Source organism: Pseudogulbenkiania subflava DSM 22618 (assembly GCF_900177275.1).
GTDB classification, from domain to species: Bacteria; Pseudomonadota; Gammaproteobacteria; order Burkholderiales; family Chromobacteriaceae; genus Pseudogulbenkiania; species Pseudogulbenkiania subflava.
The window spans coordinates 91,299-117,842 of the sequence record NZ_FXAG01000013.1; the positions used below are offsets into that span (position 1 = coordinate 91,299).

Here is a 26,544-nt window from a genome sequence, read left to right on the forward strand (position 1 = left end):
AAGATACCCTTCCGGGCCTCTTTGTTTAGCGCTACAAGCAACAAGCTGATCATGTCATCGTCGTGACAGACTTTATTCTTTCCGATCAAGTCGCAGTTTATACGGTCACTTACATCTGAGTTACGAGCTTGATCAGATTCCACAAGTTTGCCAGGCTGTATCGATTACACTCTTTGGATTACCTAGCTTTTTCACGTGGAAAATCCATCGCCAACAAGAGAATGCCCCACGATCAATAGATCGTAGGGCACTGTTATAAAACCACATCGCAAGCAAAGAGACATTTAGTCGCAGCTTATGCTGTCACTCACAGGTCCAACACCTCAAGCGAGCCCAAACCTCAGCCGCACGCCCCTATATGGCCGCAGGCGGTGCAGAATTCGCAGCCGTCCTTCTTGATCAGCGCGTGGTGGCCGCATTCCGGGCAGGGTTTGCCGGCGACGGGAGCGACGGTTTCCATTTGCACGCTGTCGAACAGGTCGCCCTGCTCCGGCACCATCACGCCCATGTTCTCGACCGGCACGCCGTCTTCGGTGAGGAGGCCCAGCATGGCGAAGCGGTGGATCAAGAGGCGCGCGACGTAGGCGACGGTGGAGGGCCAGCTTTGCGATTTGTCGCTGCCGGGCACGCGGGCGAAGAAGTCGCCTTGCGGTTCGGCGTAGTTGAGCAGCTTGCGCAGTTTCATGCCGATCCAGGCCGGGTCGATGACGCGCATGTCGAGGCTCAGCATCTTGCACAGGCCGTCCAGCTCGCGCGGGTAGCTGCCGGCGAGCCACATCGAGAACGGGCGGCGCTGGCCGTCGGGCAGCACCAGTTCTTTCAGGAACAAGACGAAGTCGTCGCCGGTTTGCGGGTTGCTGACGTCCACCGACCAGCTCATGGTGCCGTCGGTGCCGGTCTTGGGTTCTTTCTTGGCGAACAGCGCGTCCATCACCGGGGAGGTGTCGTCGGCGTGCAGGTCGAGCGCGCCGAGTTGCTCGACACGGTGGCGCACCACCTGGCCCAGCACGGCGGCGGCGGAACTCGCATGCAGCGTGCGCTCGCCCAGTTCCAGGGTGTAGCGCCGATCGCCCATGGTGTGCGCCAGGGCGTCGAGCTTGAGCGCGAGCCAGGCCTTGTCGCGGCAGCGCATGTCCATCGACAGGGTCTTGGCCAGGGCGCCGAGACCTCGTGGCTGTTCGTTGCCGTTGACCCAGCATTCGAAGGGCTGGGTGTGGCCGTTTTCGACGTGGCCGACGAACACGGCGAAGGCGCCGTCGTCGTGCTCGATCATGTAGGTCCACGACGGGTTGCCGCCCTTGAGGCGCGGGCGGTGCGGCCACTTCAGGCTGGCGAGCGCCGGGCTCGGGGTGCTGACCAGCGCGATGCGGCGGTCCGGGTCACCTTCCTGGCTCGCCAGGAGGTCCTGCGGCGCGGCCTGGGCCGGCTCGACCGACAGTACCGAGCCCAGCACACTGTTGGGGCGGTAGGTAGTGATGCCTTTGAGGCCGGCCTTCCAGGCTTCGAGGTAGAGGTGCTCGAAGTCGTCGAAGGGATAGTCGGCCGGCACGTTGACGGTCTTGGAGATGGCGGTGTCGATGAACGGCGCCACCGCGGCCACCATCTGCATGTGGTCGAGCGCGCTCATTTCCAGCGCCGAGACGAAATACGGCGGCAGTTTCTCGACGTCGCCGCCGTTCAGGCGATAGAGGCGGTAGGCGTGGTCTTCGACGCGGTATTCCTGCTGCGAGCCGTCGGCCATGCGCTTCTTGCGGGTGTAATACCACGAGAACGGCGGCTCGATGCCGTTGGAGGCGTTGTCGGCAAAGGCCAGCGAGATGGTGCCGGTGGGGGCGATGGACAGCAGGTGCGAGTTGCGGATGCCGTGCTGGCGGATGCGCGCCTTGATGGCCTCGGGCAGGCGGCTGGCGCAGTGCGGTTCGGCGAGGTATTTGTCGGCATCGAACAGCGGGAACGCGCCCTTCTCGATGGCGAGGTCGACCGAGGCGTCGTAGGCGGCGTCGCGCATGGCTTCGGCGAACTTGGCCGCCATCTGCCGCCCCTGCGGGCTGTTGTAGGCGATCTGCAGCAGGATCAGCGCGTCGCCCAGCCCGGTGAAGCCGAGACCGACGCGGCGCTTGGCCTGCGCCTCGCGCAGTTGCTCGGGCAGCGGCCAGACGGTGAGGTCGAGCACGTTGTCGAGCATGCGGATGGCGTTGCGCACCACGGTCTCGAAGGCCTTGAAGTCGAAGCGGGCGCGGCGCGTGAAGGGGTGCTCGACGAAGGCGGCGAGGTTGATCGAGCCCAGGTCGCAGCAGCCGTAGTCGGGCAGCGGCTGTTCGCCGCAGGGGTTGGTCGACTCGATGACCTCGCAGTAGCTGAGGTTGTTGTCGCGGTTGATCTGGCTGAGGAACAGCACCCCCGGCTCGGCGTGGTCGTAGGTGGATTCCATGATCTGGCGCCACAGCTCGCGGGCGCGCACGGTGCGGTACACCCACAGGCCGTCGTCACGGCGGAAGGCCTCGGGGAAGGCGTCGCTGGCCGGCTCAACGGCGTGCACCAGCTGCCAGGGACCGTCGGCATCGACCGCCTGCATGAAGGCGTCGGAGACGCCGACCGAGATGTTGAAGTTCTTCAGGTCGCCCTGGTCCTTGGCATGGATGAAGTCTTCGACATCAGGGTGTTCGATATTGAGCACGCCCATCTGCGCGCCGCGCCGCGAGCCGGCCGATTCCACCGTTTCGCAGCTGCGGTCGAACACGCGCATGTACGATACCGGGCCGGAGGCGCGGCTGTGGGTGCCCTTGACGCGCGCGCCCTTGGGACGGATGCGGCTGAAGTTGTAGCCGACGCCGCCGCCGCGGCGCATGGTTTCCGCCGCCTGCAGCAATGCCTCGTAGATGCCGACCTTGCCGCCCTCGCTCTCGCTGACGGCGTCGCCCACCGGCTGCACGAAGCAGTTGATCAGCGTCGCCTTGAGTTCGGTGCCGGCGGCGGAGTTGATGCGGCCGCCGGGGATGAAGCCGCGCTGCAGCGCGTCGAAGAACGCCGCCTCGTAACGCGCGGGTTCGGCCTCGATGCCGGCCAGGGCGCGCGCCACGCGGCGGCGCACGTCGGCGACGCTCTGTTCGTCGCCCTTGGCGTATTTCTCCAGCAGCACTTCACGCGAGATGGCCTGTTCGCTCATGGCGGCCACGTTTTCCTGTTTCACTACTCCCCCTCCCTAACTGGCATTCGGTGCGGCAAAACCGGCATTTCACGCTATCCAGCGCGGCCGGGCGTTGATGTTGGTCAAGCTCCCTCGGTGGCTGGAGCGAGGGCAAGAAATCGTTGTGAGCGCGCCATCCCGCCGGACGCGGGAACGGCGTTTCGCAGGATGGGTGGAGAACAGCTCCCCCATCCTGCGCCAACGGCGCGGCGTACCGCCGATCGTTCTCCGGCGCTCAGCGGCTGCCGAGCGCGATGGCCAGGGCCACCCCGTCACCGTCGGCCTTGACCCGCTTCACCTCGCCCAGCGTCAGCCGTTCGGCCAACGTCGGGTCGGTCTTGAGCATGGCTTGGCGCGCCGCCGTGACGCGGGCCTGGGCCAGCGCCTTGAGCTCGGTTTCGGAGACCGGCTCGGCGGCGATCAGCTGCTCGCGCAGCGTCTTGTAGCGCGCCACGTTGTCCGGCAGCGAAAGCAGCCGCTGCACCAGTTTAAGCCGGCCGATGCGCTGTGCGAAGACCGATTTCACCGCCGATTGCACCGCGGGGTCGTCGAGGTCGGGCAGCGGCAGCGGCTCGCCCGCTTCCAGCTTGTGGCCGGCTGCCTGCAGGATGGCGCGGTCGATGCGAGCACGCGCCAGCTCGCGCGTTTCCACCGCCGGGTCGTAGGTGCCCGCCAGCACCAGCGTCATGCGCGGGCGCTTCACCAGCACGGCGGCGAGCTTGTCGAGTTTTTCGCGCTCGGGCGGCGCCACGTTGGCCTCGCCGGCGACGAAGCGCACTTCGTCAAAGCCCTCGTTGCCCATCAGCGCGCCCAGCGCCCGGAACGGCGCGGTGACGATCTTGGTGATGACGTTGACGAAGGCCTTCCACACCACGCGGCCGTAGCTGAACTGCGGGTCGTCGAGGCTGCCGCTGATCGGCAGGTCGAGGTCGATGCGGCCGTCGCTGTCTTCCAGTAGGGCGACGGCCAGGCGCAGCGGCAGGCGCGTCACGCCGGGCTCCTGCACTTCTTCGCCGAGCTGGATCGAGTCGATCACGACGCGGTTCTCGGCCTTGAGCTGGCGCTTGTCGAGCAGGTAGCGCAGGTCGACCGACAGCCGGCCGTCGTTGACCTTCCAGCCGGCGAAGTTCATCGAGTACGGGTTGAGGCTGGTGAGCGGGATGTTGCGGAACGCCAGGGTGATGTCGGCGTCGTCGGTCACCGCTTGCGGCGCCAGCGCGCCGCGCACGCGCACGTCGCCGTACTGGTCGACGTCGCCGTCCAGCGTCACCGTGCCGCGCCGCCCCGGCTGGCTCGACAAACCCTGGATCGAGCCGCGCAGGTTGTGGATGCGCGTGGCGAAGCTGGGCTTCATGCCGAGGTCGGCGAACTCGATGTCGCCGCCCTGCACGTGCACCGTGCGCACCTCGACCTGCGGTGCGTTACCGGCGGCCGGCGTAGCCTTCTTCTCGACCTTGACAGGAAGGTTGGCCGGGGCCGGGGCCGGGGCCGGGGCCGGGGCAGAGACTGGAGCCGAAGCTGCGGCGGCAGCAGGGGCGGCCGCGGGCTTGCCGGCCAGCAGGTTGCTGACGTTGAGCTGGCGCTGCTGGTTGAGGATCAGCCGCGCCACCGGGTCGCTCAGGCGCACCTCGCGCAGCTGCACCTTGAGCGGCGTGCCGCTGCTGGCGCTGAGGCCGTTGAGCGCCAGCTGGCGCCAGGCCAGCAGTGGCTGGCGGTTGTTGGGCTCGAGCAGCGAGAAGCGGTTCAGCGCCCCCTGCCCGCCCACCTTCCAGCCCTTGCTGCCGGCGTCGACGTCGAGGTTGGCCGAAAGGGTACCGCCGGCCAGTTTCAGCACGGTGCCGCTCAGCGCGTACGGGGCGAACGGCGCCAGCGGTACGGCGCTGGCTGTGATCTTGCCGCCCAGCGCCGCGCCATCCGGCGCGAGCGTCAGCTTGGCCGCCAGCCGTCCCGACTCCAGCCGGCTGCTCACGTCCAGCGCCAGCGCGCCCGAGTCTTGCGGCGCGGCGCTGACGGCGAGCTCGCTCAGGGTGGCGCGCAGCGGGCGCGGCAGGGTCTGGTCGAGCCAGTTGAGGCGGCCGTTTTCCAGCGTCACAGTGGGGTAGTGCAGCTTCCAGCCGGGAGCGTCGCCCGCGGCGGCGGCCGGTTTGACCGCAGGGTTGGCCGAAGACTTGGCGAACACCTGCTGCAGGTTGATCGTGCCCTGGCGATTGCGCTCGACGTCGGCCTCCAGGCCGCCCAGCGTCAGCGCCCCGAGCCGCACCTCGTGCCGGGCCAGCCGCAGCTCGCTGTCGGCCAGCGCCGCCGTGGCGAGCCGGATGACGGGCGCACTGCCGGCGGCGCCGACACCGATGTCCGCCAGCTGCGTACCAAGCTTGCTCAGCACCACGCCGTCCTTGGGGCCGACGTCCAGTTGGGCGCTGAACAGCGGCATGGCGGCCTGCACCTCGAGCGGCTGGACGAAGCCGGCGTCGCCGAAACGGTAGCGCCAGTTCTCGGCGCGGATTTCGCCGACCTTGACCTGCCATGGCGACGGCGTGGCCGGGGCCGTCTCGGCCTTGGCGGGCGGCAGCGCGGCGAGCCAGTCGAGCTGGCCGGCACCGTTGCGCCGGGCGGAGAGTTCGCCGTCGGCCAGGCGCAGCCGGGCGATATCCACGCTGGAGCCGGCCAGATCGAAGCGACCGCCTTCCAGCGCCAGCTGCTTCAGTGCCAACGTGCTGCCGCCGCCGGGGGCGGCGAGACGCAGCTGGCTGAGCGTGGCGTTGAACGGCGCCACCTTGAGCTGCGGCGTCTTGCCGCTCAGGTCGAACTGGTAGCGTGCGCTGGCGGCCAGCTCGCCCTGCGGCGCGGCGGTGCGGAAGAACGGCTGTACGTAGGGCCAGACGCTGGCCAGGGTCAGCTTGTCGAGCTTGGCCTCGCCGGACGACTGCAAGGGCTGCAACCGCACGTTGCCTTTCCAGACCAGCTGCGCGCCGTCGCCGAGCGCGGCGGTCAGGGTGTAGCCACCGTCGACCGGCAACGTGCTCAGTTCCTTCAGCGTCAGGTTGACCGGCTTGAGCTCGAACGAGCGCGTTTCGCCGCCGAAGCGATCGACCATGCGCACTTCGCCGCCGTCGAGCTGCAGCAGGTCCAGCACCAGCTTGGGCAGCTCGCCCTTGCTCTCGGCGGCGGGCTTGGCCGGACCGCTCACCGCCTTGATGAAGCGCGCCCAGTTCCATTCGCCCTGCGCGTTGCGCTCGACGAACCACTGCGGTTTGTCGAGCTGGAACAGCGCGGCGCGCCAGCGGCCGATGAACAGCGCGGTCGGCTCGGCATCGAGCACCAGGCGCCGGGCGGTGAACAGCGGCGCACCGTTGCCCTCGGCCAAGCGCACGTCGCCCAGCTCCACCTTCATCGACCACGGTTCGATCTTCATCGCGCCGATGCTGAGCTTCTGGCCCTTGCCCTGCGCCCAGTCGGCGGCGGCGTTGCGCGCCACATCGGGCACCACCCAGGCCAGCGCCCCCCAGCTCGCCGCCACCAGTGCCAGCGCGCCGCCGCCGACCCAGTACGGCCAGCGGCGGCGCTTCGTCACGCCCTTGTCCTGCTCACGTTCGCTCACGGCATAACCCCTTGTTGTTTTCATTGTCATTATGACAGCCTGCCCGGTCGATTTCAGCGCCCATCCGCCCGCCGGCGAGGCGATACCCCGCTCGGAACGACGGGCGTGATGCGCCCGTATGGTCGGGAGGGGGGCGCGACATCGATATGACGAGACTGGCCCGCGTCACGATTGTTCCCGTCACAGCCATGAGCCCGGCGATGCCGCAGGCGCCCCCTGGGGACGCCGCCACCCCGCCCGACCGGATGAAAACGCGTCATGGCCGGATCGCCGGCGGGCACGGGGCAAAGCGCGGAAGCGAAGGCGGAGCGAGCGCCGCCAGCAGCACGCCACGGCCGCAGCGGCAGCGTCAGCCGGCGGGCGTGTCGTTGCCGGCGTGGCGGCGTGCAGGGTTGGCCGAAGCCTCGTCCGGGCCGGGCGGCCCGCGGTGGATCAGCCACTGCCGGCACGCCTCGGCCGTCAGCGGCGGCGAATAGAAGTAGCCCTGGATCTGGTCGCAGCCGGCCTCGACCAGGAAACCCAGCTGCTCGTTGTTCTCCACCCCCTCGGCAATGACGGCGATGCGCAGCGAACGCGCCATGCTGATGATGGCGCGCGTGACCGAGGCGTTTTCCGGGTTGACGTTGACGTCGTCGATGAAGCTCTTGTCGATCTTGAGCTGGTCGAAGGGATAGCGGCGCAGGTAGCTCAACGCCGAGTAGCCGGTGCCGAAATCGTCGATCGACCACTTCAGGTGCAGCGCCTTGAGTTCGGACATCACCTGCTGCGCGGTATCGACGTTCTTCATCAGCAGGCTCTCGGTGACCTCGAGCTTGATGATGTCAGGAGGCAGGCGGCGGCGGGTCATCTCAGCCGCGATATAGGACACGATGCCGGCTTCCTGCAGGCTCAGGGCGGAGATATTGATCGCCACCTCGCCGGGGTCCAGCCCCTCGGCGCGCCATTCTTCGACCTGACGGAATACCGCGCGGATCACGTAGCGGTCGATCTCGCGGATCAGCCCGGTTTCCTCGGCGATGGGGATGAACTCGAGCGGGGAGATCAGCCGCTCCCCCCGGCGCCAGCGCAGCAGCGCCTCGAAGCCGCACAGCCGGCCGCTCTGCAGGTCCAGCTGCGGCTGGTAGTGCATCGTCAACTCGTCCTGCGCGATGGCCCGGCGCAAGGCGCCCTCCAGCTCCACCCGCCGCTGCACCCGGTCGTTCATGTGCAGCGCGAAGCAACGCACCTGGCTCTTGCCAAGCGCCTTGGCCTGGTACATGGCGGTGTCGGCGTTGCTCAAGAGTTCGTCGACGCTGTTACCGTCGTCCGGGTAGAAGCAGCAGCCGATGCTGGCGGAAAGGAACAGCTCGGTGCCGCTGAGCTCGATCGGCTGGCTCAGTTGGTCGGTGACGTTTTTGAGGGCGTGGTCCAACTGCTCGACGGTCTTCACCCCGGGCAGCAGCAGCACGAAGTCGTCCCCGCCCAGCCGCGACACCGTCGCCAGCGCCGGCACGCTGCTCTCGATGCGCCGTGCCACCTCGATCAGCAGCGCATCGCCCAGGGTATGGCCCAGGCTGTCGTTGACGTACTTGAAGTTGTCCAGGTCGAGCAGCGCCACGGCGAAACGCTCGTCCTTGCTCCTGGCCACGGCGATGCCCTGGCCCAGCCGGTCCTGCAGCAGGTTGCGGTTGGGCAGGCCGGTCAGGGTATCGAAGTTGGCCTGGCGTTCCAGCTCCTCCTGATAGCGCTTGGCCTCGGTCACGTCGTTGAGCACACCGATGTAATGGCTGACTTCGCCCTGGCTATCCCGCACCGGCGCCACCCGCAGCTCGTTCCAGAACATCGAGCCGTCCTTGCGATAGTTGCGCAGCAGCGCCTTGCCTTCGTGCCGGTTCTCCAGCGCGCGGCGGATCGCCGCCAGCTCCGGCTGGGCCGTGTCACGGCCCTGCAGAAAGCGGCAGTTGCGTCCGATCACTGTCGCGCGCGCGTAGCCGGTGATGCGCTCGAAGGCCGGGTTGACGTAGATGATGGGGTTGTCCGGACGGCGGTTGTCGGTGATCAGCACCGCGTTGACGCTGGCCTCGATGGCGCGTTGGCGAACGCGCAGTTCCAGGTCGATCACCTGCTGCGCCGTGATGTCCTGCTCGACCAGAATGCCGCCCCGCACCTGATCGTCGTCGTCGGTCAACGGCACCTCGGCGTCGAGCACGGTGCGCGCCGCGCCGTCGAACGACACGATCTGGCGCACCGGGTTGTGCACGGTGCCGTCGTGGCGGATGGTGCGCAGCAGCTCGCGGTCGTCGGTGGCAATCTGCTGGCCCTGCGGGCCATACCAGCGTCGTTGCGGCTCGGGACCCGGGTTGGCCCCCCAGATGCGCTCCCCCTCGGAATTATGCAGCAGGATTCCGCCCTTCTCGTCGGTCACCCAGACCCCGACCGGCAGCGTCTCCAGCACCTTGTGCAGCAGCGCCTCGCTCTGGCGCAAGGCCGCCTCGGCACGTGCGCGCTCGCCCATCTCGCTCCGCAAGTCGCGGGTGCGCTCGGCCACCTGCGACTCCAGACTCTCGAACATCCGGGCCCGGGTCAGCGCCACCGCCAGCTGCCGGCCGATCATGGTGAAGGCGTCCAGCGCCGGCTCGTCCCACGGCACGCGGCCGGCCCGCAGCACGTTGAGCACCCCGATCACCTCGTCCCCCAGCAGCAGCGGGCTGCAGGCGTGCCAGTGCCCTTCCCCGGCGCCGCTCAGGGCCGGGCATTGCGCGATGTTGAACGCCTGACGCAACTCCTCCTGGCGGCCGGCGTAAAGGCAGGGACAGCCGTCCGCGATGGCGCGGCGCAAGGCGGGCTCGTCCAGCGGGCCATTCCACCCCGCCAGCTGCATCGGTTCGTCGAGGGCCTGCGTGTCGGCCAGCAGCAGCCAGGCGGCGGCGCCGTCCGGGAAGGCCAGCACCTCCTCCAGCGCCCGCCCGATCACGTCATGCTCGGTCTGCGCCGCGGACATGGCGGCCGAAAAGCGGAACAGGCCGTCCAAGAGGGCGTGGGAGCGCGACAGCTCGGCGTGCTTGGCCTGCAGGTCCTGATTGAGCTGGATGCTCTGCTCGTAGGTCGAGATCAGCAGGTCGAGGATTTGCTGGCGGGCCGAGGTAATGAAGTGGCGCTCGCCCTCCAGCATCACCTCCATGCCGACGGCCGCGCGCTCGGGCTGGCGCAAGGCCTGGTTGGCCAGGAAGTAATGGATGCGCGACAGCAGGTATTTTTCGTCGTAGGGCTTGAGGATGAAGTTGTCGGCGCCACAGCTCAGGCCGCGCACGACGTCGCGCGGGTCCGACAAGGTGGTGACCAGGATGATGGGGATCATGGCCGTAGCCGGATCCGCCTTGAGCTGGCTGCACAGCTCGTAGCCGTCCATCCCCGGCATCATGATGTCGCTGATCATGATGGTGGGGGGCTGCCCGGCGACCTCGCGCAAGGCCTGGTAACCGTCGCGCGCCACCCGCACCCGGCAGCCGTGCCCTTCGAGCAGGGCCTGCAACTGGAGCGCCTGGGTCGCGCTGTCTTCGACGATCAGAATATCGGTTCCCTGCAACATGGGCTGCCTCTCGATAAGCAATGGTTCAGGCTTGCCGCATCAGGCCGTTGAGCGTCAATGCCATGGTTTCCGGCGACTGCACGCGGCACGCCGCCGACAGTTCGATCGCGGCGGCGGGCATGCCGCTCACCACCGCGCTGTCGGGCTGCTGCACCAGGGTGAGCGCCCCCTTGGCCTTGAGGCGGGCCAGCGCCGCCGCGCCGTCGCGCCCCATGCCGGACAGCAGGATGGCGAGCACCTCCCCCTGCAGTTCGTCGGCCAGACCGTCGAACAGATGGGAGATCGACGGACAGGCCGTATCCTGCGGCTCGCAACGCCCCAGCCTGAAGCGCAAATCGCGGCTCACCGCCAGATGGTGCGCCTCCGGCGACAGGTACAGGTGGCCGGGCTGCAGCGGCTCGCCCGGCCGGGCGATGTGGACCGGCAGCGTCGACTGCAGGCTGAGCCAGTCGCGCAGGCTGTCGAGAAAGCCGCCGGCGATGTGCTGCACCAGCAGGATCGGCCACGGACAGGGCGAATTCAGGCCGCCCAGCAGCACCTTCAGCGCGGCGGGGCCGCCGGCCGAAGCGCCAATGGCGACGAGCCGGATCGGCTTGTCCCAGCACGCGGGGTCGGCCCCCGCTGCAGCCGTCCCGGGCGGCGGCGGGCGCACCGTGAGCGTCTGCACCCGCTGCAGCGTCTGGATCAGTTGCGCGGCATGCGGGCAGAACTGCGGGTGCAGCGGCCCGCGCGGCTTTTCCACCACCGCCAGCGCCCCGGCGGCGAGCGCCCGGATGACCGTCCCGGCCTCCTTGGTGTTGGCGCTGGCGGTGACGATGACCACCGGCACCGCATAGCCCTCGAGCAGCCGCCGGGTGGTGTCGAAGCCGTCCAGGCCGGGCATGTGGACGTCCATGGTGACCAGGTCCGGCTGCACCCGGGCGACGAGCTCCAGCGCCTGCAGGCCGGAGTCGGCCTCGACCACCTCGTACCCTTCGCTCTCGAGCAGGCTGCGCAGCAACTGACGCGCCACGCTGGAATCGTCGATGACCATCACGCGCATGGGACTCTCCCCTTGGCACCCCGCTCAGAGCAGGCGCTTCACCGCGTCGAGCAAGGTATCCTGCTCCAGTCCGCTTTTCACCAGGTAGGCGTTGGCGCCGACGTCCAGCCCGTGCGCCCGGTCTTCGGCCGACTGCAAGGCGGTCACCAGCACCACGGGCAGCTCGGTCAGGGCGCGGTCGGCGCGGATCTTGCTGGTCAGGGCGAAACCGTCCAGCCGCGGCATCTCGATATCCGACACCAGCAAGTCGAACTGCGCCTGCTTGAGGGCGTTCCAGGCATCCAGCCCGTCGTTGGCGGTCTGCACCTCGTAGCCGGCGCTCTCCAGCAACGCCTTCAGCAGGCCGCGCGAGGTAAACGAATCTTCCGCCACCAGGATGCGCGGCCGCGCCACGCGACGCTCGGGCGGCGTGGCGGCGAAGGCGGTACCGGCGCAAGACAGCGCGCTGCGCTGCAAATCCTGCGGGTGCAGCACCGGCACCAGCGTGCCATCGCCCAGCACCGTGGCGCCGAGCAGGTTGCGCACCCGCTTGAGCTGCGCCCCCAGCGACTTCAGCGTGATTTCCTGGTCCCCCAGCAACTCGTCGACCTGCAGCAGGTAGCGCATCCCCTCCGCGCCCAGCAGCAGCAGCGACACCTCTCCCCCGCCCTCCCCGGCCGGCTCCAGCCCCAGTACTTCGGCCAGCGACCACAGCGGCAGCACCTGCCCGTCGAGACTGAGCGTGACCTTGTTCTCCACGCGCCGCAGTGCCGCACGCGGCACCCGCAAGGTGCGCTCCACCGCCTGCACCGGCATGCCGAACAGGCGCTCGCCGACCCGCACCAGCACGGCGCGGAACGACGAGCGGCTGAGAGGCAGGCGCAGGCAGAACTCACAGCCGCGGCCGGGCTCGGAGTGCACGCTGATGCGCCCGCCCAGCTTCTCCACCGCCTCGCGCACGATGGCGAGCCCCAGCCCGCGCCCGGACAGATCGGTCAGCAGCCGGCTGGTCGACAGCCCGGATTCGAAGATGTAGGACAGGGCCTGCGCCTCATCCAGTTGCCGGGCCTCACCGGCCGTGAGCAAACCCAGCTCCACCGCCTTAGCCTTCACCCGCGCGGCGTCGATACCGCCGCCATCGTCCTGCAGCCGCAGCACGAAACGGCTGCCCGGCTCCTGCCGGATGTCCAGCGTCAGGGTGCCGTTCTCCGCCTTGCCGGCCGACAGGCGCGCCGCCGGCATCTCGATGCCGTGGTCGATGGCGTTGCGCAGCAGGTGGTGCAGCGGCGTGCGCAGCTCATCCAGAATGCGCTTGTCCACCTGCAAGACGGTGTCCGGCAGCACCAGCCGCACCCGTTTGCCGGTCTGGCGTGCCAGGTCCTCAACCAGCGGCGGCAAACCGTCCAGCAGGGTCTGGCAAGGCAGCTGCAACACCTCCTGCAGGCCCTGGGTGAAACCGTCGCTCAGGCTGGCGAGGCCGGCCGCCAGATGCGTGCCGGCACGCGCCTGCTGGTTGCTGTTGAAGTGCAGACGGTCGAGCTGGTCCTGATTCCAATCCAGGTAGTCGAGCAGGCCCTGCAGCGTGTCCGTCGCGGGCGCCACGCCGTCGGCCAGGTTCTCCCGCAGCAGCCGGAGCAGCGACGCGAGCGAGGTGCGGCGCTGCTTCAGCGCCTGGAAATCCAGCTGCGCCGCACGCAGCTGCTGGCGCAGGGCCTGCGCCTCGAGTTTGCTCTGGGTCAGCTCCTCGCCGTGGTAGAGCAAGGCGTCGAGCAAATGCACCGGCACCCGCACGCTGTCGCTGACACTCCGCGGCGCTTCGGCCGGCGGCGCCACGCTCATCCGCGGCAGGGGCGAGCGCGGCGGCGGCGGCTCCCCGGCGGCCACGGCCTCCAGGGCCCGGCACAGCTCGCCGTACTGCGCTTCGGCCAACGTTTCACCGGCGTGGGCGCGTTGCAACAGGCGCAGAACATCGCGCGAGACGTCGCTCAGCAGCGGCTGAAACGCCAGCTGCCCGCGCTGCAACGCCGACAGCAGCGTCTCCCAGGCATGGCTCAGACGCTCCAGTTCGCTCAGCCCGACCGCACGCGCCGCCCCTTTCAGGCTGTGTACTTCGCGAAACACCGTCTCGAGCGATTCCTGTTGCGGCGGCGCCTGCTGCCAGCGCCGCAGTTCGTGCTCCAGCACGGCCAGACGCTCCGCCGCCTCCTCGCGGAAGCTGCTCAGCAGACGCTGGCGCAGGGCTTCACGATCGATGGCCATGGCGCATCACAACTTGAACAGGCTGGCCTGCTGCTGCAGCCGCTGCCCCAGTTGATGCAGGTTGCGCGCCGCCTGGTCGACCTGCCGGGTGCCGGCCACGTTGTCCTGGCTCGCCTGGCGGATGTTGCCGATGGCGCTGGCCACCTGGTCCATGCCGATCAGCTGCTGCTGGCTGGTGGCGGAGATCTGCAGCGCCACGTCGTTCGAGGTATCGATACTGTCGGTCAGGATATGGATCGCCTCGCCGCTGAACTGCGAGCGCGCGAATCCGGCCTCGACCGCCTTGCCGCTTTGTTCCGCTGCCAGCACCGCCTTGGTCATCGCCCGCTGCACGTCGCCGAGAATGGCCCGTACCTGCGCCGTGGCCTGCTTGGACTGCTCGGCCAGCGCCTTGACCTCCTGCGCCACCACCGAGAACCCCTTGCCGACCTCCCCCGCCTTGACCGCCTCGATCGAGGCGTTCACCCCCAGCAGGTTCGACTGCTCCGCCAAGTCGTTGACCGTGGCGACGATCTCGCTGATGGTCTGGCTCTGCTCGCCCAGGCGCATGATGCTCTCCGCCATCGCACTGACCTGGCGGCGAATCTGCGCCATGCTGTCCAGGCTCTCTTGCACCGCCTCGCTCCCCTGCTGCGCCACCTGGCGGGTATGCGCCGCCGCCTCGGTGACCTGCCGTGCCCGGCTGTTGGCCATCACGGCGGTCTGTTTCACCTCCTCCACCGTGGTGGCGATCTCGGTCACCGCCGTGGCGGTTTCCTGGGCCCCGACCGCCACCTGGCTCGCCACGCTGAGAATATCCTCGCTGGCCGCCGCCAGCACCGCGATACCCTCGTGCATTTCCTGCAGCAGGGTCCGCAGATTGGCCACCATGCGGGCGAAGGACTGGCCGAGCAGGTCGCGCTCGGAGCGCGGCTGCACCTCGCCGCCCAGCTCGCCCGCCGCCAGCCGTTCCGCCTGGTCTGCCAACTGCTGCAGGTAGCCGGCCATGCGGGCAAAAGACTGGCCAAGTTGCCCCACCTCGTCGTGGCGCGCGGTGAAGTCGATCTGCCCGGGCAGCTCCCCGACACTGATCTGCTCGGCGTAGCGGGTCAATTGCTGCAACGGCCGGGCAATGCTGCGCGTCAGCAGCCAGGCCAGCAGCACCGTCAACAACAACAATCCGCCCCCCACCGACAGAAACAGCTGCTGCTGACGCGCCACCAGCGCGCGGCTCCTGTCGTTGAACCGCTGCTGTTCGCGCGCGATCACCATATCGAGGCGTCGTGCCAGCTGGCGGAACGTATCCACCCTATCGTTCTGCGCCCCAACGACCAGCCGGCGCGCCTCCTCCAGCCGGCCATCCCGCATGCGCGGCATGACCTGCTGGTCAAAACTCTCCACGTAGGCCAGCCATTGTTGATGGATTTCCACAATCAGCGGGGCCAGTTCCGGAGAGGCGGCGGCACGGCGCTGCAAGCGCGCCAGCGTGGCCCGGTCCTCCGCGGTGCGAGTTTGAAAATCACGCTCCAGGCTGTCCAGCTGGCGGTCGCCGCGTATCAGCGCCTCCATCGTTTCCGCACGCATGGTATTGACGTTGATCCGCAGATCCTTGACGTCGGCGATGTCACGGTCGAGCTGTGCGATCGCCTGGCCCTGTTCGTGACTCTCTCGGATGCTGTCCTGAGCCAGATACAGCAGGCCGATAAAACTCCCCGTCACCACGGCGAAGGCCAACAGCAATTTGGTTCCGGTACGCAGGTTCACTAGCAGCATGGTCTCTCCCTAGGTGTTGAACTCCACCTGCAGTTTTTCGTTGCCCAATAGCTTGGCGCCATCCAGGATCACCCACTGCTGCGGGGTGATGCCGAGCAGGCAGGACGGCAGGATGCCGCTCAGGCCGACCAGCTCCGGCTGCAAGGTCTGGGGCGAGACCCACTGCATGCCGAGGATGGCGTCGGCCAGCACCCCGAACTCCATGTCATCGTGCTGCAGCAGCACCAGGTGGTTGCGCTCCGACAAGCCGCGCCGGGGAATCTCGAACAGCACGCGCAGGTCGATCACCGACACGATGCGCCCGCGCAAGTTGACGATGCCCAGCACGAACGGCGGCGTCCCCGGCAGTGGCGTGAACTGACGCAACGGGACGACTTCCGCCACGAAGTGCGGCACGATGCCGTAGCACTCGTCCCCCAGCGAAAAGCCCAGCACCTCGAACGGCGCTTGCGCTGCCGCCACGGCTTCCGGCTCGGCCCAGTAGGCGGTGCGCTCGCGCAGCTGCTGCTCGAACGCCGCCGGGTCGCCCTCGCCATCGCCCGCCAGCAGGCTTTCCAGACGGGCCAGCCGCGCGGGCACCGCCGCCCACAGTGCGGCATCACCGGCCGACGATGCCGCGTTATTGTCATTCATGACCTGTTCTCCATCGGCTGCCGGCCCAAGGCCAGGCATTGCAGCCGCAGCTGTTGGACGCTCAATCCGTCGCCCTCGGCCACCAGGGCATCGTCGGCGTGCCCCGCCAGCAGCGCCAGGCAACACTGCCGCGCCCGTTCGGCACGCTCCCCCTCCCCCTGCCGCAGACGAATCTGCAGTTCGAGAAAGGGAGCCAGCACGAAATCCGGCTCGAGATAGCGCACCCTCTGCAGACCCGCCAGCGCCTCGTCCTGCCGGCCCTGCTGGTAGCGCAGCAGGCTCAGCAGCCAGTACGGACGCGGGTCCAGCCGGTCGAGCGCGCGGGCATGCGCCAGCCACTGCTCAGCCTGCTCGAGCCGGCCGCCGTTGATGCAGGCGTGGACCAGCAGGAGGCACGTTTCCATGCGCTCGTGAGCCGACAGGTCGTCGCAGGTGAAACGATGCTCCAGCAGCCAGGCCGCCTCCGCGTAACGTCCGGCCGCCATCGCCCTCTCCGCCTCCGTCCCCGGCGTCCTCTCCTCTGCCGGACCCGCCAGCGGCGACAACGGCGCCGGAGGGTCGCGGTGACGCACGCCAGGCGGCATCCGGGCCGACGCCCCCTCTGAGAGAGCCGCCGCCGCGACGGGCCGCCGCAGGGCGTAACCATCGCCCAGCCAGGTGCCGACCCAGCCGGCATCCAGTGCAATCCCCGCTTCCACCGCCGACAACAGCAGCACCCCATCCGGCGCCAGACACGCTAGCAGCCGCTCCAGCACCAGGCCCGCCTGTTCCGGCGCAAAGTACATCAGCACGTTGCGGCACAAGATCACATCCAGTTCGGCCAAGCCACGCCGGGCATCGGGGTAGTCCGGACGGGACAGGTTCAGGTTGAAGAAACGGATGCGATCACGCCAGGGCGGTGCAACCCGCCACAGCCCGTCTTCCTCCACGAAATGCCGCGCACGCCAGGCCGGGCAGGCCTGGCGGAAGGCGTAACCGCCGTACACGCCGCGCCGCGCCCGGGCGAGAAAGTCCGGGTTGAGATCGCTCGCCAGCAGCTCGAGTCGCCAGTCGTCGCGCTCATCGCCCAGCAGCTCGTCCACCATGAACAACAGGCCATAGGCCTCTTCGCCGGTACAACAGGCCGCACTCCACATCCTCAATTGCGGCTGCCGCCGCCCACGACGGGACTCGACCAGCGGCCGCAGCACCGTGTCGCGCAACGCGGTGAAGCAGGCCGGATCGCGCAGGAAATAGGTTTCCCCCACGGTGAGATAGCGCGCCAGCTGCTGCACCTGCGCCGAGTTCCAGCGGTGCGCCGCCAGCTCGGCCAGCCACTGCGCCGCCCGCTCGCCACCCAGCTCGTGCGCGGCCTGGGCGAGCTGCTGCGCCAGTTCGCCATGACGAGCGGGCGGATACCCCAACCCGAGTTCCGCGCGGATGCGAAGGACCAGCCGCTCCAGCAAGGGCCCCGTCGGCAACGGCAGGGCCTCATTCCGCCACGTCGCGTGCGTCATGATCGGCCAGGGCCCGCTCCAGGGCCCGCTCTTCGTCGGTGGAAAGGAAGGCGTCCAGGTCGTACAACAGATACAGGCCGTCGCTGGAGCGCAGCACGCCGGAAACGTTGCCCTGCACCTTGGCCAGCTTGTCGGCCGGCGTCCAGTCGGCGGCACCGGCACGCCGGACCGGCATCACGCTCTCGACCGGCAGCAGCAGGTCGCGCCGCTCGGTACAGGCCCAGATCCAGGGCGACCAGCGGCGCAGCGGCGGTGCCGCCCAGCCCAGCCGGGCACACAGGTCGACCACCGTCACCAGTTGGCCGCGCAGCGCCACCACGCCGGCCACCACCGCCGGCGCGCCGGGCAACGGAATCGCCTTCAGCGCGGGCAACACGCGCCGCACCTGGGCCAGCGGCAAGGCGAAGCGTTCTGCCTGCAAAGTGAACGGCAACAGCTGGATGTCCACGATATCCCCTCGTCGATCACGGCCCGCCGGGCCGCACGGCGGCGCGCAAACAGACCCTTCCTGAGAGTAAGCGTAGTCCAGCATTAATCGATTCGCTTATGCCATGCGTATTTATAGGCCACTTCCGTATTTTCATGGCACAGCCACCCCGGCCGCCGGCCCGCCACGGCGCCCTCCGCGCGTCTTGATGGGAGAGAAACCCGCCGCACACCGCAGCCGGTGGTATCCTCGGCAGCGTTTCCACTTTTCCCCGCACGCCATGCCGCACCGCCCCTCCGTCCGCCACTGGGACATCTTCTGTACCGTCATCGACAACTACGGCGATATCGGCGTCACCTGGCGGCTGGCGCGCCAGCTGCAGCGCGAGTTCGGCCAACGCGTCCGGCTGTGGGTCGACGACCTGGCGAGCTTCGCCCGGCTCTGTCCCGGACTGGATCCGGAATGCGACGGACAAGAGCGGCAAGGCATTACCCTGCAACGCTGGCCGAAGACGTTTCCGGACGGCATCGCCGCCGCCGAGGTGGTGATCGAGGCCTTCGGCTGCCAGTTGCCCGATGCCTACCTGGCCGCCATGGCGGCACGCCTGGTCAAGCCGACCTGGCTCAACCTGGAATACCTCAGCGCCGAGGACTGGGTGGAGGGCTGCCACGGCCTCCCCTCGCCGCATCCGCGCCTGCCGCTGACCAAGCATTTCTTCTTTCCCGGCTTCACCGAACGCACCGGCGGCCTGATCTGCGAGGCCGGCCTGCTCGCCGAGCGCGCACGCTGGCAGGCGGATGCGGCGGCGCAGGCAGCCTACTGGAGCACCCTCGGCGTACCGCCGCAGACAGAAGACGAACTGCGCGTCAGCCTGTTCAGCTACGCCACCCCGGCCGCCGGCGAGCTGCTGGGGACATGGGCGGCGGGACCGCAGCCGGTGCGCGTGCTGGTGCCGGAGGGCAAGGTACTGGGCGACGTGGCAGCGGTGTTCGGCGACGAGACCTTGCAGGCCGGCGACGTGCGGCAGAAGGGCCGCCTCGCCGTGCACGTGCTGCCGTTCACCGACCAGCCCGGCTACGACCGCCTGCTGTGGTCGTGCGACGTCAACATCGTGCGCGGCGAGGACAGCTTCGTGCGCGCGCAGTGGGCGGCGCGTCCCTTCCTCTGGCATATCTACCTGCAGGAAGAAGACGCGCACTTGGTCAAGCTTGATGCGTTTTTGTCACACTACGGCGCCAGCCTGTCCGCCCCCGCTCGCGACGCCCTCATCGCCGCCTTCCACGCCTGGAACCGCGGCCAGGGGATGGCCGCAGCGTGGGCCGGGCTGGCGCCGCAGCTGGACGAACTGCGACGCCACGCCCAGGGTTGGCCGAAGCAGGCGCTGGGATCCGCCGACCTGGCAAGCCGGCTGGTGCAAATGGTTGAAAACACGCTACAATAGCTGGTTTTTACGGAAATCCGTTTCCGATTCCGACTCAAGATTTGGGACTTTGAAGCAATGAAAACCGCACAGGAACTCCGCGCAGGCAACGTATTCATGGTCGGCTCCGAGCCGATGGTCGTGCAGAAAGCCGAATTCAGCAAATCCGGCCGTAACGCTTCCGTCGTCAAGATGAAGATGAAGAACCTGCTGACCGGCGCCGGCACCGAAACCGTTTACCGCGCCGACGACAAGTTCGACGTGATCGTGCTGGACCGCAAGGACTGCACCTACTCCTACTTCGCCGACCCGATGTACGTGTTCATGGACACCGAGTACAACCAGTACGAAGTGGAAGCCGACAACCTCGGCGACACCATCAACTACATCGTCGACGGCATGGAAGACGTCTGCCAGGTGACCTTCTACGACGGCAAGGCCATCTCGGTCGAACTGCCGACCAGCGTGGTGCGCGAAGTGGAATACACCGAGCCGGCCGTACGCGGCGATACCTCGGGCAAGGTGCTGAAACCCGCCCGTCTGGTCGGTACCACCTTCGAAGTTCAGGTTCCGGCTTTCGTCAACACCGGCGAGAAAATCGAAATCGATACCCGCACCAACGAATTCAAGAAGCGCGTGTAATCGCGACGCTCCTTATCAAAAAAGCGGCCAGATGGCCGCTTTTTTTATTTCACTGCTTGGCGCTATTCAGTCGGTACTGCGAGCACGGCCTCACGCGGCCCCCTCGCCGCGTCGTACACGGCACTGCCCGCCTTGGCTACGCCCTTGCCGGCGGCCACGGCGACATCCGCCGCCACGCCGACGGCCGTCGTCGTCACCCCAACCGTAGTACTCGCCACCGTGGCAGTCACCGACAGCACGGTGCAGCCGGACAGCGCCACCAGCGCCACCAGTAGCCCCCATCGCAGCGCACGGCACGGGCACGCCCGAGCGTGCGCAAGGTTGGCCGAAGCCGCACTCACAGCGCGATCGACTGCAGCGACTCGAGCTTGAAGTTGTCGACCAGGTGCGGCAACTCCAGATAGCTGCTCGACTGCATCTCGGTCAGGCGACTGGCGGTACGGAAAAACTCGCTGGCCTGCACCCCCTCGGTGTAGATGTCGTCGATGTCCACCGCACAGCTCGCCACCAGCTTGACGCGGTGATCGTAGAACACGTCCACCAGCCAGGTCAGCCGGCGTGCCGGCGAGGCATCATTGGCCGACAGCTTGGGAATGCCCGAAACGAACACGGTATGGTAGCCACCGGCAATGTCGAGGTAGTCGGTCTGCGAGCGTGGGCCACCGCACAGGGTGGCGAAGTCGAACCAGATCACCCCCGGCGCGTGGCGCTTGACCATCAGCTTGCGCCCCTGGATTTCGATCTGGTGCGGCGATTCCTGCGCCCCGGCGGTGAGACGGTCGAACATCGCCTCCATGCGCGCGTCACTGTCCGCCCCGGCCGGCACCATGAACAAGGGCTCACGCGTCAGCTCGCGCAGCCGGTAGTCGTTGCCGCCGTCGAGGTTGAACACCGTCAGGTGCTGCTTCAGGAGTTCGATCGCCGGCAGGAAATTGTTGCGCTGCAAACCGTTGGGGTAGAGCTGGTCGGGCGGGTAGTTCGAGGTCAGCACCATGATCACGCCGTGGCGGAACAGTTCGCTCAACAGGCGCGACAGGATCATGGCGTCGGCGATGTCGCTGACGTGGAACTCATCGAAGCACAGCAGCCGCGTCGCCTGAGCGATACGTGCCGCCACCGTCACCAGCGGGTCGGTCTCCTTGCTCAACGAGCGCAGCTGGTTGTGCACCTCGGCCATGAAATGATGGAAGTGCACGCGACGCTTGCGCCGGTACGGCACACAGGTGAAGAAGGCATCCATCAGGAAGCTCTTGCCGCGCCCCACCCCGCCCCAGAAGTACAAGCCCTGCGGCACCTCGGGGCTGCGCAGACTGCGCCCGAGAAAGCGGTTGCGCTTGGCCTTGAAGTCGACCAGCTGTTGCCACAGCGTGTCGAGCAGGCCGACCGCGGTCTCCTGCACCGGATCGTGGATGAAACCATCCTTCTGCGAAGAAGCCTGGTACCAGGCCAGCGGGCTCATCGAGCCGTCTTTGTCGGGAGAAAAAGCGTGTTGTGCCATGCGGACGGAGTCAGAAAATCGAAAACAGGCTCAAAGCGGGTGAAACAAATCGTGGCGAGCGCCCCGAGGCCGGTTGGCGCAGCGGTGCCGCCCACGCGGCACGGCGAACGCCACGACAGCGGCATCGGAGCGCACCGCCGATCATTCGCACGCTCTCAGGGGAACAGGCCGGTGGACAGGTAGCGGTCGCCGCGGTCGCAGACGATGGAGACAATCACCGCGTTTTCCAGTTGCTGCGACAGTTGCAGCGCCACCGCCAGCGCACCGCCGGACGACGGCCCCGCCATGATGCCCTCGATGCGGGCCAGGTCGCGCGCGGTCTGCTCGGCCAGCTGCTGCGACACCAGCCGGAGCTCATCGATGCGCGAGTAATCGCAAATCTTGGGCAGGTACTCGTCTTCCCACTTGCGGATGCCGGTGATCTGGCTGCCCGGCTCCGGCTGCACACCGACGATCTGGACCGCCGGGTTCTTTTCCTTGAGGAAGCGGCTGGTGCCCATGATGGTGCCGGTGGTCCCCATGCTGGAGACGAAGTGGGTCACGGTGCCGGCGGTATCGGCCCAGATCTCCGGGCCAGTGCCTTCGTAGTGCGCCAGCGGATTGTCCGGGTTGGCGAACTGGTCGAGGATGATGCCACCGCCCGCCGCTTCCATGCGCCGCGCCTCGTCGATCGAGCCCGGCATCGACAGCGCCGCCGGCGTCAGCACCACCTCGGCGCCATAGGCACGCATGGTCTGCACGCGCTCGGCGCTGGAATTGTCCGGCATCACCAGGATCATGCGGTAACCCATCATCGCCGCCGCCATCGCCAGCGCGATACCGGTGTTGCCGCTGGTGGGCTCGATCAGCGTATCACCCGGCTTGATGTCGCCACGCGCCTCGGCGCGGCGGATCATCGACAGGGCAGGACGGTCCTTGACCGAGCCGGCCGGGTTGTTGCCCTCCAGCTTGACCAGCACGGTGTTGCTGGTATTGCCGGGCAGACGCTTGAGCTGGACCAGCGGGGTGTGGCCGACGAAATCTTCCAGATGCTTGAACGTGGGCAGGGTCATGCGGATTCTCCGTATAAGCCGATCATTATACCGGTTGCGCGCCAAAAAAAATCCACGGACTCGACAGGGCTTTGCCGCAGGCGCCGGCTACCGCACGATTTAATTCAATATTTCTGTAATGTTCAAAATGTACGATGGCGCTATCCGGGAAGCACGGCAAGGGATGTCCCCTTGGACGCACAATCGTTCCCGCCTTTTTCCATAAGCGAGTCCGCCATGAAACAACGTGTTTTTGCTTCGAAACTGGTAATGGCCTTGCTGGCCGCCACCCTGCTGCCGGCCCAATTCGCCCTGGCCGACGAGGCGGCCGATGCCGCGCTGGCCACCAAGGTCAAGGCCGCCATCGACGCCAACCCCACGCTCAAGGCGTTCAACCTGAAGGTCAGCGGCAAAAACAACGACGTCACCATCGAAGGCAATGTCGATGAAGGACTGCAGATGGCGGAAGTCGGCGCCATCGCCGAGAAGGTCGACGGCGTGAAGTTCGTCTTCAACAACATCATGCCGAAGAACTGATCCGGCACACTCGGCACTTCGGCCCCAAGACAAACAGCCCGCTATGCGGGCTGTTTGTTTTTCCAGGCGACGTAACCCAGCATGTAGGGCGGATGCCCCGAAGGGGCGATCCGCCGACACCACCGATGAACTGGATGGAGGCGGAACGCCGTCACGGGCTTCCGCCCTACAAGCTGTCGTTCCACCTTTGGCCGACACGATCAGCGCCTGGAGAAGAAATCGTTACGAGCGGTCCCAAGCCGGTTCGAGAAGCACAGCCGTACAAGTGGTACGGCGAGCATCACAGAGCCGGAATGGGGACGAGAACGGCTAACAAAACCCAGCGCAGCGGTCTTGGCTAGCCGCGCAGCCGCAGACAGTACGAGTAGTACGGCAAGTGCTTGCTGGGCGAATCCCTGCGAGAGATTCGCACGCGAGCGCAACAACGCCAAGAGGGAATCTGTTCGCAGTTCTGATCAGCGAGTCATCAGCCAGTCGACGTATCTATCGACGCCCTGCTCCACCGACAGCATCGGCTCGTCATAGCCGGCATCGCGCAGCTTGCCGATATCGGCCTGGGTGAAGCTCTGGTACTTGCCCTTGAGGGCGTCCGGGAACGGCGTGTACTCGAGGATGCCCTGCTCCACCAGCTCGGCATGGCTCAAGGCAGGCTTGCCCTCGTGGCGGCGGCAGGCATTGACGGTGGCCACGGCTACGTCGTTGAACGGCTGCGCCCGGCCGGAACCGAGGTTGAAGATGCCGGACAGTTCCGGATTGTCGAGGAAGAACAGGTTGACCTTGACCACGTCTTCCACCGAGACGAAGTCACGGCTCTGGCAGCCGTCGCCCCAGCCGTCCCAACCGCCGAACAGCTTGACCTTGCCGGTTTCACGGTACTGGTTGAAGTTGTGGAACGCCACCGAGGCCATGCGTCCCTTGTGCTGCTCGCGCGGACCGTAGACGTTGAAGTAGCGGAAACCGGCCACCTGCGCGGTCAGGCCTTCCTTCATGCGCTGGCGCAGCACCTGGTCGAACAGGAACTTGGAGTAGCCGTAGACGTTGAGCGGCCCCTCGAACTCGCGCTCCTCCTTGAAGGTGCTGCCGCCGCCGTATACCGCCGCGCTGGAGGCGTACAGGAACTGGATTTCCTCGCTCTGACAGTAGTCGAGCAAGGCCAGCGTGTACTGATAGTTGTTGTCCATCATGTACTTGCCGTCGTGGTTCATGGTGTCGGAGCAGGCACCCTCGTGCACGATGGCCATCAGCTCGCCGTCGTACTCGCCGTCCAGCAGCAGGTCGAGGAATTCGTGCTTGTCGAGGTAGTGGCTGATCTCGCAGTCGACCAGATTGCGGAACTTGTCGCCGGAGCTCAGGTTATCCACCGCAATGATGTCGGTGATGCCGCGGCCGTTGAGCGCCTTGACGATGTTGGAGCCGATGAAGCCGGCGGCGCCGGTAACGACGATGGTCATGGTGTAGTCCTTTTCAGACGGATTCTTCAGAAGGAGGAACCGGGTTCCTCGAGGAACGCCACTTCTTCCACGGTGCTTTCCCGGCCCAGCACGGCATTGCGATGGGGAAAGCGGCCGAAACGTTCGATTACTTTTCTATGGCGGCGGGCATAGTCGATCACGCCCTCCTGCCCGGGGTAGCCAGCCAGCGTTGCAAACAGGCGTACCGCCTCGTCCTGGTCGGCAAGCGCCTCGCCATGCTCGAACGGCAGGTAGACGAACCAGCGCGCCACCGGCGGCAGTTGGGTGTCGAGCCCGACCGCCACCGCCTGCCGCGCCACCTCGCGCGCCCGCGCGTCACAGCCGAAGGCACGCGCCGTGCCGCGAAACAGGTTGCGCGGAAACTGGTCGGCGACGATCAGCCAAGCCAGCGTGGCGCGGGCATCGCCCAGATCGGGCGACAATGCCCCCGCCTCCAGCGCCTCGACCAGCGTCAGGAAGCGCTGCAGGATCGTCTCGTCGAATGCGGCATCCTTGCGGAACCAGGCGCCGCGCTCGCGCGCCAGGCTTTCCTCCTCGACGCCGCCGAACCAGAATGACAGCACCGCTTCGTGCCACAGCATGGCGTGTCCCCTCAACTGGCCGATTACAACGCGAACAGTTCCGGCTGGGTGCACACCGCGGTGCCCAGCTTGCCGACCACGATGCCGGCGGCGGCGTTGGCCAGCGACATCGCCAGCGGCAGCGCCAGCCCGGCCGCCAGTGCCAGCCCCAACGTACCGATCACGGTATCCCCGGCCCCCGACACGTCGTACACCTCGCGTGCCAGGGTCGGCTGGTGCAGCGCACCGTCGGCACGGAACAGCGTCATGCCCTCCTCGCTGCGCGTCACCAGCAGGGCGTCGAGGTTCAGTTCGGCACGCAGCGCCTCGGCCTTGGCGGCAAGCTGCTCTTCGCTTTGCCAGCTGCCGGCCACCTGCTTGAACTCGCTGCGGTTGGGGGTGAGCAGCGTGGCCCCGGCGTACTTGCTGTAGTCATCGCCCTTGGGGTCGATCAGCACCGGCTTGCCGGCAGCGCGCGCCAGTTCGATCATGCGCGAGACGTGGGTCAGCCCGCCCTTGCCGTAATCGGACAGGATCACCACGTCGTGGTCGGCAACGATGGCCGCGTACTCGTCCAGCTTGTCGGCCAGGATCTCGTGGCTCGGCGCGTCTTCGAAGTCGAGCCGGATCAGCTGCTGCTGACGCGCCACCACGCGCAGCTTGATGGTGGTGGAGATGCCGGTATCGCGCTTGAACGAGGTGGCGATGCCGTCGGCATCCATCAGCCGTTCCAGCGCGCTGGCCGCCTCGTCGTCCCCGACCACCGACAGGAGGGTGGCCTTGCCGCCGAGGCCGGCGATATTTCGTGCCACGTTGGCGGCGCCGCCGGCACGCTCTTCCATGCGGCCGATCTTGGCCACCGGCACCGGCGCCTCCGGCGAGATGCGGGAAACATCACCGAACCAGTAACGGTCCAGCATCACGTCCCCCACCACCAGCACGCGCGCGCGCCCCAGGGCTTCGGCCAGCTTGGCCGGTTCCAGTCCCAGGGTCTGCAACAGGCCCGTCGTCATCGTACTATCTCCCGATCGCCTGGTAGTCGAAGCCCTGCGCACGCAGCCAGGCCGGATCGTACATATTGCGCCCGTCGATGATCACCGGCGCCTTCAGCGCAGCGCGGATGGCCTCGAAGTCCGGTGCGCGGAACATCTTCCACTCGGTGACAATCAGCAGGGCGTCGGCCCCGTCGAGCGGGCTCATCATGTCCTCGGCGAAGCATAGACGCGGATTGTCACCCATGACGCGGCGCGCCTCCTCGACGGCGACCGGGTCGTACGCCACCACTTCGGCGCCACGGCGCGTCAACTCGGCCACGATCACCCGGCTCGGCGCCTCGCGCATGTCGTCGGTGTTGGGCTTGAAGGCCAGCCCCCACAGCGCGAAGCGGCATCCGGACAGGTCCTCGCCGAAGCGCGCCACAGCCTTCTCCACCAGGCGCAGCTT

19 protein-coding genes are annotated in these 26,544 nt (G+C 67.4%); 3 read left to right on the forward strand and 16 right to left on the reverse strand.

Annotation, left to right across the window (positions count from 1 at the left end; all coding sequences use genetic code 11):
- Window positions 1–340: 340 nt before the first annotated feature.
- The 9 genes from B9N72_RS12710 to B9N72_RS12750 form a co-directional block, all read right to left on the reverse strand.
- Window positions 341–3,190, reverse strand: a complete 2,850-nt coding sequence (locus B9N72_RS12710; protein WP_085276760.1) for an adenosylcobalamin-dependent ribonucleoside-diphosphate reductase — start codon at window positions 3,188–3,190, stop codon at window positions 341–343.
- A 232-nt stretch (window positions 3,191–3,422) separates the two neighbouring features.
- On the reverse strand, window positions 3,423–6,785 hold the full coding sequence (locus B9N72_RS12715) for a DUF748 domain-containing protein (protein WP_234985976.1): 3,363 nt from the start codon (window positions 6,783–6,785) through the stop codon (window positions 3,423–3,425).
- Between the two features lie 349 nt (window positions 6,786–7,134).
- Window positions 7,135–10,353 carry an EAL domain-containing protein gene (locus tag B9N72_RS12720; RefSeq protein ID WP_085276762.1) on the reverse strand — a complete coding sequence of 1,073 codons (3,219 nt, stop codon included), beginning with the start codon at window positions 10,351–10,353 and terminating at the stop codon, window positions 7,135–7,137.
- A 25-nt stretch (window positions 10,354–10,378) separates the two neighbouring features.
- Window positions 10,379–11,395, reverse strand: a complete 1,017-nt coding sequence (locus tag B9N72_RS12725) for a chemotaxis protein CheB (protein ID WP_085276763.1) — start codon at window positions 11,393–11,395, stop codon at window positions 10,379–10,381.
- 24 nt (window positions 11,396–11,419) lie between these two features.
- On the reverse strand, window positions 11,420–13,633 hold the full coding sequence (locus B9N72_RS12730) for a hybrid sensor histidine kinase/response regulator (RefSeq protein ID WP_085276764.1): 2,214 nt from the start codon (window positions 13,631–13,633) through the stop codon (window positions 11,420–11,422).
- A 6-nt stretch (window positions 13,634–13,639) separates the two neighbouring features.
- Window positions 13,640–15,385 (reverse strand): methyl-accepting chemotaxis protein, encoded by a 1,746-nt coding sequence (locus B9N72_RS12735; protein WP_085276765.1) that lies wholly within the window; start codon window positions 15,383–15,385, stop codon window positions 13,640–13,642.
- Between the two features lie 9 nt (window positions 15,386–15,394).
- Window positions 15,395–16,018 (reverse strand): chemotaxis protein CheW, encoded by a 624-nt coding sequence (locus tag B9N72_RS12740; protein ID WP_085276766.1) that lies wholly within the window; start codon window positions 16,016–16,018, stop codon window positions 15,395–15,397.
- Window positions 16,015–17,514, reverse strand: coding sequence for a CheR family methyltransferase (locus tag B9N72_RS12745; RefSeq protein WP_234985977.1), 1,500 nt, complete (start codon window positions 17,512–17,514; stop codon window positions 16,015–16,017). Before B9N72_RS12745 ends, B9N72_RS12740 begins: the two co-directional genes overlap by 4 nt.
- Window positions 17,489–17,962 carry a chemotaxis protein CheW gene (locus B9N72_RS12750; RefSeq protein ID WP_085276768.1) on the reverse strand — a complete coding sequence of 158 codons (474 nt, stop codon included), beginning with the start codon at window positions 17,960–17,962 and terminating at the stop codon, window positions 17,489–17,491. Before B9N72_RS12750 ends, B9N72_RS12745 begins: the two co-directional genes overlap by 26 nt.
- A gap of 259 nt (window positions 17,963–18,221) precedes the next feature.
- On the opposite strand from B9N72_RS12750, the gene earP reads away from it, so the two are divergent.
- Window positions 18,222–19,382 (forward strand): elongation factor P maturation arginine rhamnosyltransferase EarP, encoded by a 1,161-nt coding sequence (gene earP / locus B9N72_RS12755; RefSeq protein WP_085276769.1) that lies wholly within the window; start codon window positions 18,222–18,224, stop codon window positions 19,380–19,382.
- Between the two features lie 57 nt (window positions 19,383–19,439).
- Complete coding sequence (gene efp, locus B9N72_RS12760; RefSeq protein WP_085276770.1) at window positions 19,440–20,003, forward strand: elongation factor P; 564 nt, start codon at window positions 19,440–19,442, stop codon at window positions 20,001–20,003.
- Between the two features lie 62 nt (window positions 20,004–20,065).
- On the opposite strand, the gene B9N72_RS12765 is transcribed toward efp, so the two are convergent.
- The 3 genes from B9N72_RS12765 to cysM all read right to left on the reverse strand — a co-directional run bounded on the left by B9N72_RS12765 (window position 20,066) and on the right by cysM (window position 22,553).
- Window positions 20,066–20,344: a hypothetical protein gene (locus tag B9N72_RS12765; protein ID WP_143477828.1), complete on the reverse strand. Its 279-nt coding sequence runs from the start codon at window positions 20,342–20,344 to the stop codon at window positions 20,066–20,068.
- A complete protein-coding gene (gene zapE / locus B9N72_RS12770) occupies window positions 20,341–21,501 on the reverse strand; it encodes a cell division protein ZapE (RefSeq protein ID WP_234985978.1) in 1,161 nt (386 codons plus the stop codon). The genes B9N72_RS12765 and zapE overlap by 4 nt, the downstream gene beginning before the upstream one ends.
- Before the next feature lie 155 nt (window positions 21,502–21,656).
- Entirely contained in the window at window positions 21,657–22,553 is an 897-nt protein-coding gene (gene cysM, locus B9N72_RS12775; RefSeq protein ID WP_085276773.1) for a cysteine synthase CysM, read from the reverse strand.
- A gap of 216 nt (window positions 22,554–22,769) precedes the next feature.
- Here cysM and B9N72_RS12780 point away from each other — a divergent pair, with 216 nt between their 5' ends.
- Window positions 22,770–23,069: a BON domain-containing protein gene (locus B9N72_RS12780; protein ID WP_085276774.1), complete on the forward strand. Its 300-nt coding sequence runs from the start codon at window positions 22,770–22,772 to the stop codon at window positions 23,067–23,069.
- A gap of 455 nt (window positions 23,070–23,524) precedes the next feature.
- Here the strand turns inward: B9N72_RS12780 and rfaD are convergent, their stop codons facing one another.
- The 4 genes from rfaD to B9N72_RS12800 all read right to left on the reverse strand — a co-directional run.
- Window positions 23,525–24,520 (reverse strand): ADP-glyceromanno-heptose 6-epimerase, encoded by a 996-nt coding sequence (gene rfaD / locus B9N72_RS12785; RefSeq protein ID WP_085276775.1) that lies wholly within the window; start codon window positions 24,518–24,520, stop codon window positions 23,525–23,527.
- Between the two features lie 26 nt (window positions 24,521–24,546).
- Window positions 24,547–25,122, reverse strand: coding sequence for a DUF924 family protein (locus tag B9N72_RS12790; RefSeq protein ID WP_085276776.1), 576 nt, complete (start codon window positions 25,120–25,122; stop codon window positions 24,547–24,549).
- 23 nt (window positions 25,123–25,145) lie between these two features.
- Window positions 25,146–26,114 (reverse strand): D-glycero-beta-D-manno-heptose-7-phosphate kinase, encoded by a 969-nt coding sequence (gene rfaE1 / locus B9N72_RS12795; protein ID WP_085276777.1) that lies wholly within the window; start codon window positions 26,112–26,114, stop codon window positions 25,146–25,148.
- A 4-nt stretch (window positions 26,115–26,118) separates the two neighbouring features.
- Window positions 26,119–26,544: UDP binding domain-containing protein (locus B9N72_RS12800; RefSeq protein ID WP_143477829.1), on the reverse strand; the 426-nt coding region annotated here is incomplete at its 5' end.

Coding starts and splice junctions, on each gene's coding strand:
- earP (WP_085276769.1), top strand. CDS start 18,222: ATGCCGCACCGCCCCTCCGTCCGCCACTGGGACATCTTCTGTACCGTC.
- B9N72_RS12745 (WP_234985977.1), bottom strand. CDS start 17,514: ATGACGCACGCGACGTGGCGGAATGAGGCCCTGCCGTTGCCGACGGGG.
- B9N72_RS12720 (WP_085276762.1), bottom strand. CDS start 10,353: ATGTTGCAGGGAACCGATATTCTGATCGTCGAAGACAGCGCGACCCAG.
- B9N72_RS12780 (WP_085276774.1), top strand. CDS start 22,770: ATGAAACAACGTGTTTTTGCTTCGAAACTGGTAATGGCCTTGCTGGCC.
- zapE (WP_234985978.1), bottom strand. CDS start 21,501: ATGGCACAACACGCTTTTTCTCCCGACAAAGACGGCTCGATGAGCCCG.
- B9N72_RS12730 (WP_085276764.1), bottom strand. CDS start 13,633: ATGGCCATCGATCGTGAAGCCCTGCGCCAGCGTCTGCTGAGCAGCTTC.
- B9N72_RS12735 (WP_085276765.1), bottom strand. CDS start 15,385: ATGCTGCTAGTGAACCTGCGTACCGGAACCAAATTGCTGTTGGCCTTC.
- B9N72_RS12740 (WP_085276766.1), bottom strand. CDS start 16,018: ATGAATGACAATAACGCGGCATCGTCGGCCGGTGATGCCGCACTGTGG.
- cysM (WP_085276773.1), bottom strand. CDS start 22,553: ATGACCCTGCCCACGTTCAAGCATCTGGAAGATTTCGTCGGCCACACC.
- efp (WP_085276770.1), top strand. CDS start 19,440: ATGAAAACCGCACAGGAACTCCGCGCAGGCAACGTATTCATGGTCGGC.
- rfaD (WP_085276775.1), bottom strand. CDS start 24,520: ATGACCATCGTCGTTACCGGCGCCGCCGGCTTCATCGGCTCCAACATC.
- B9N72_RS12725 (WP_085276763.1), bottom strand. CDS start 11,395: ATGCGCGTGATGGTCATCGACGATTCCAGCGTGGCGCGTCAGTTGCTG.
- rfaE1 (WP_085276777.1), bottom strand. CDS start 26,114: ATGACGACGGGCCTGTTGCAGACCCTGGGACTGGAACCGGCCAAGCTG.
- B9N72_RS12790 (WP_085276776.1), bottom strand. CDS start 25,122: ATGCTGTGGCACGAAGCGGTGCTGTCATTCTGGTTCGGCGGCGTCGAG.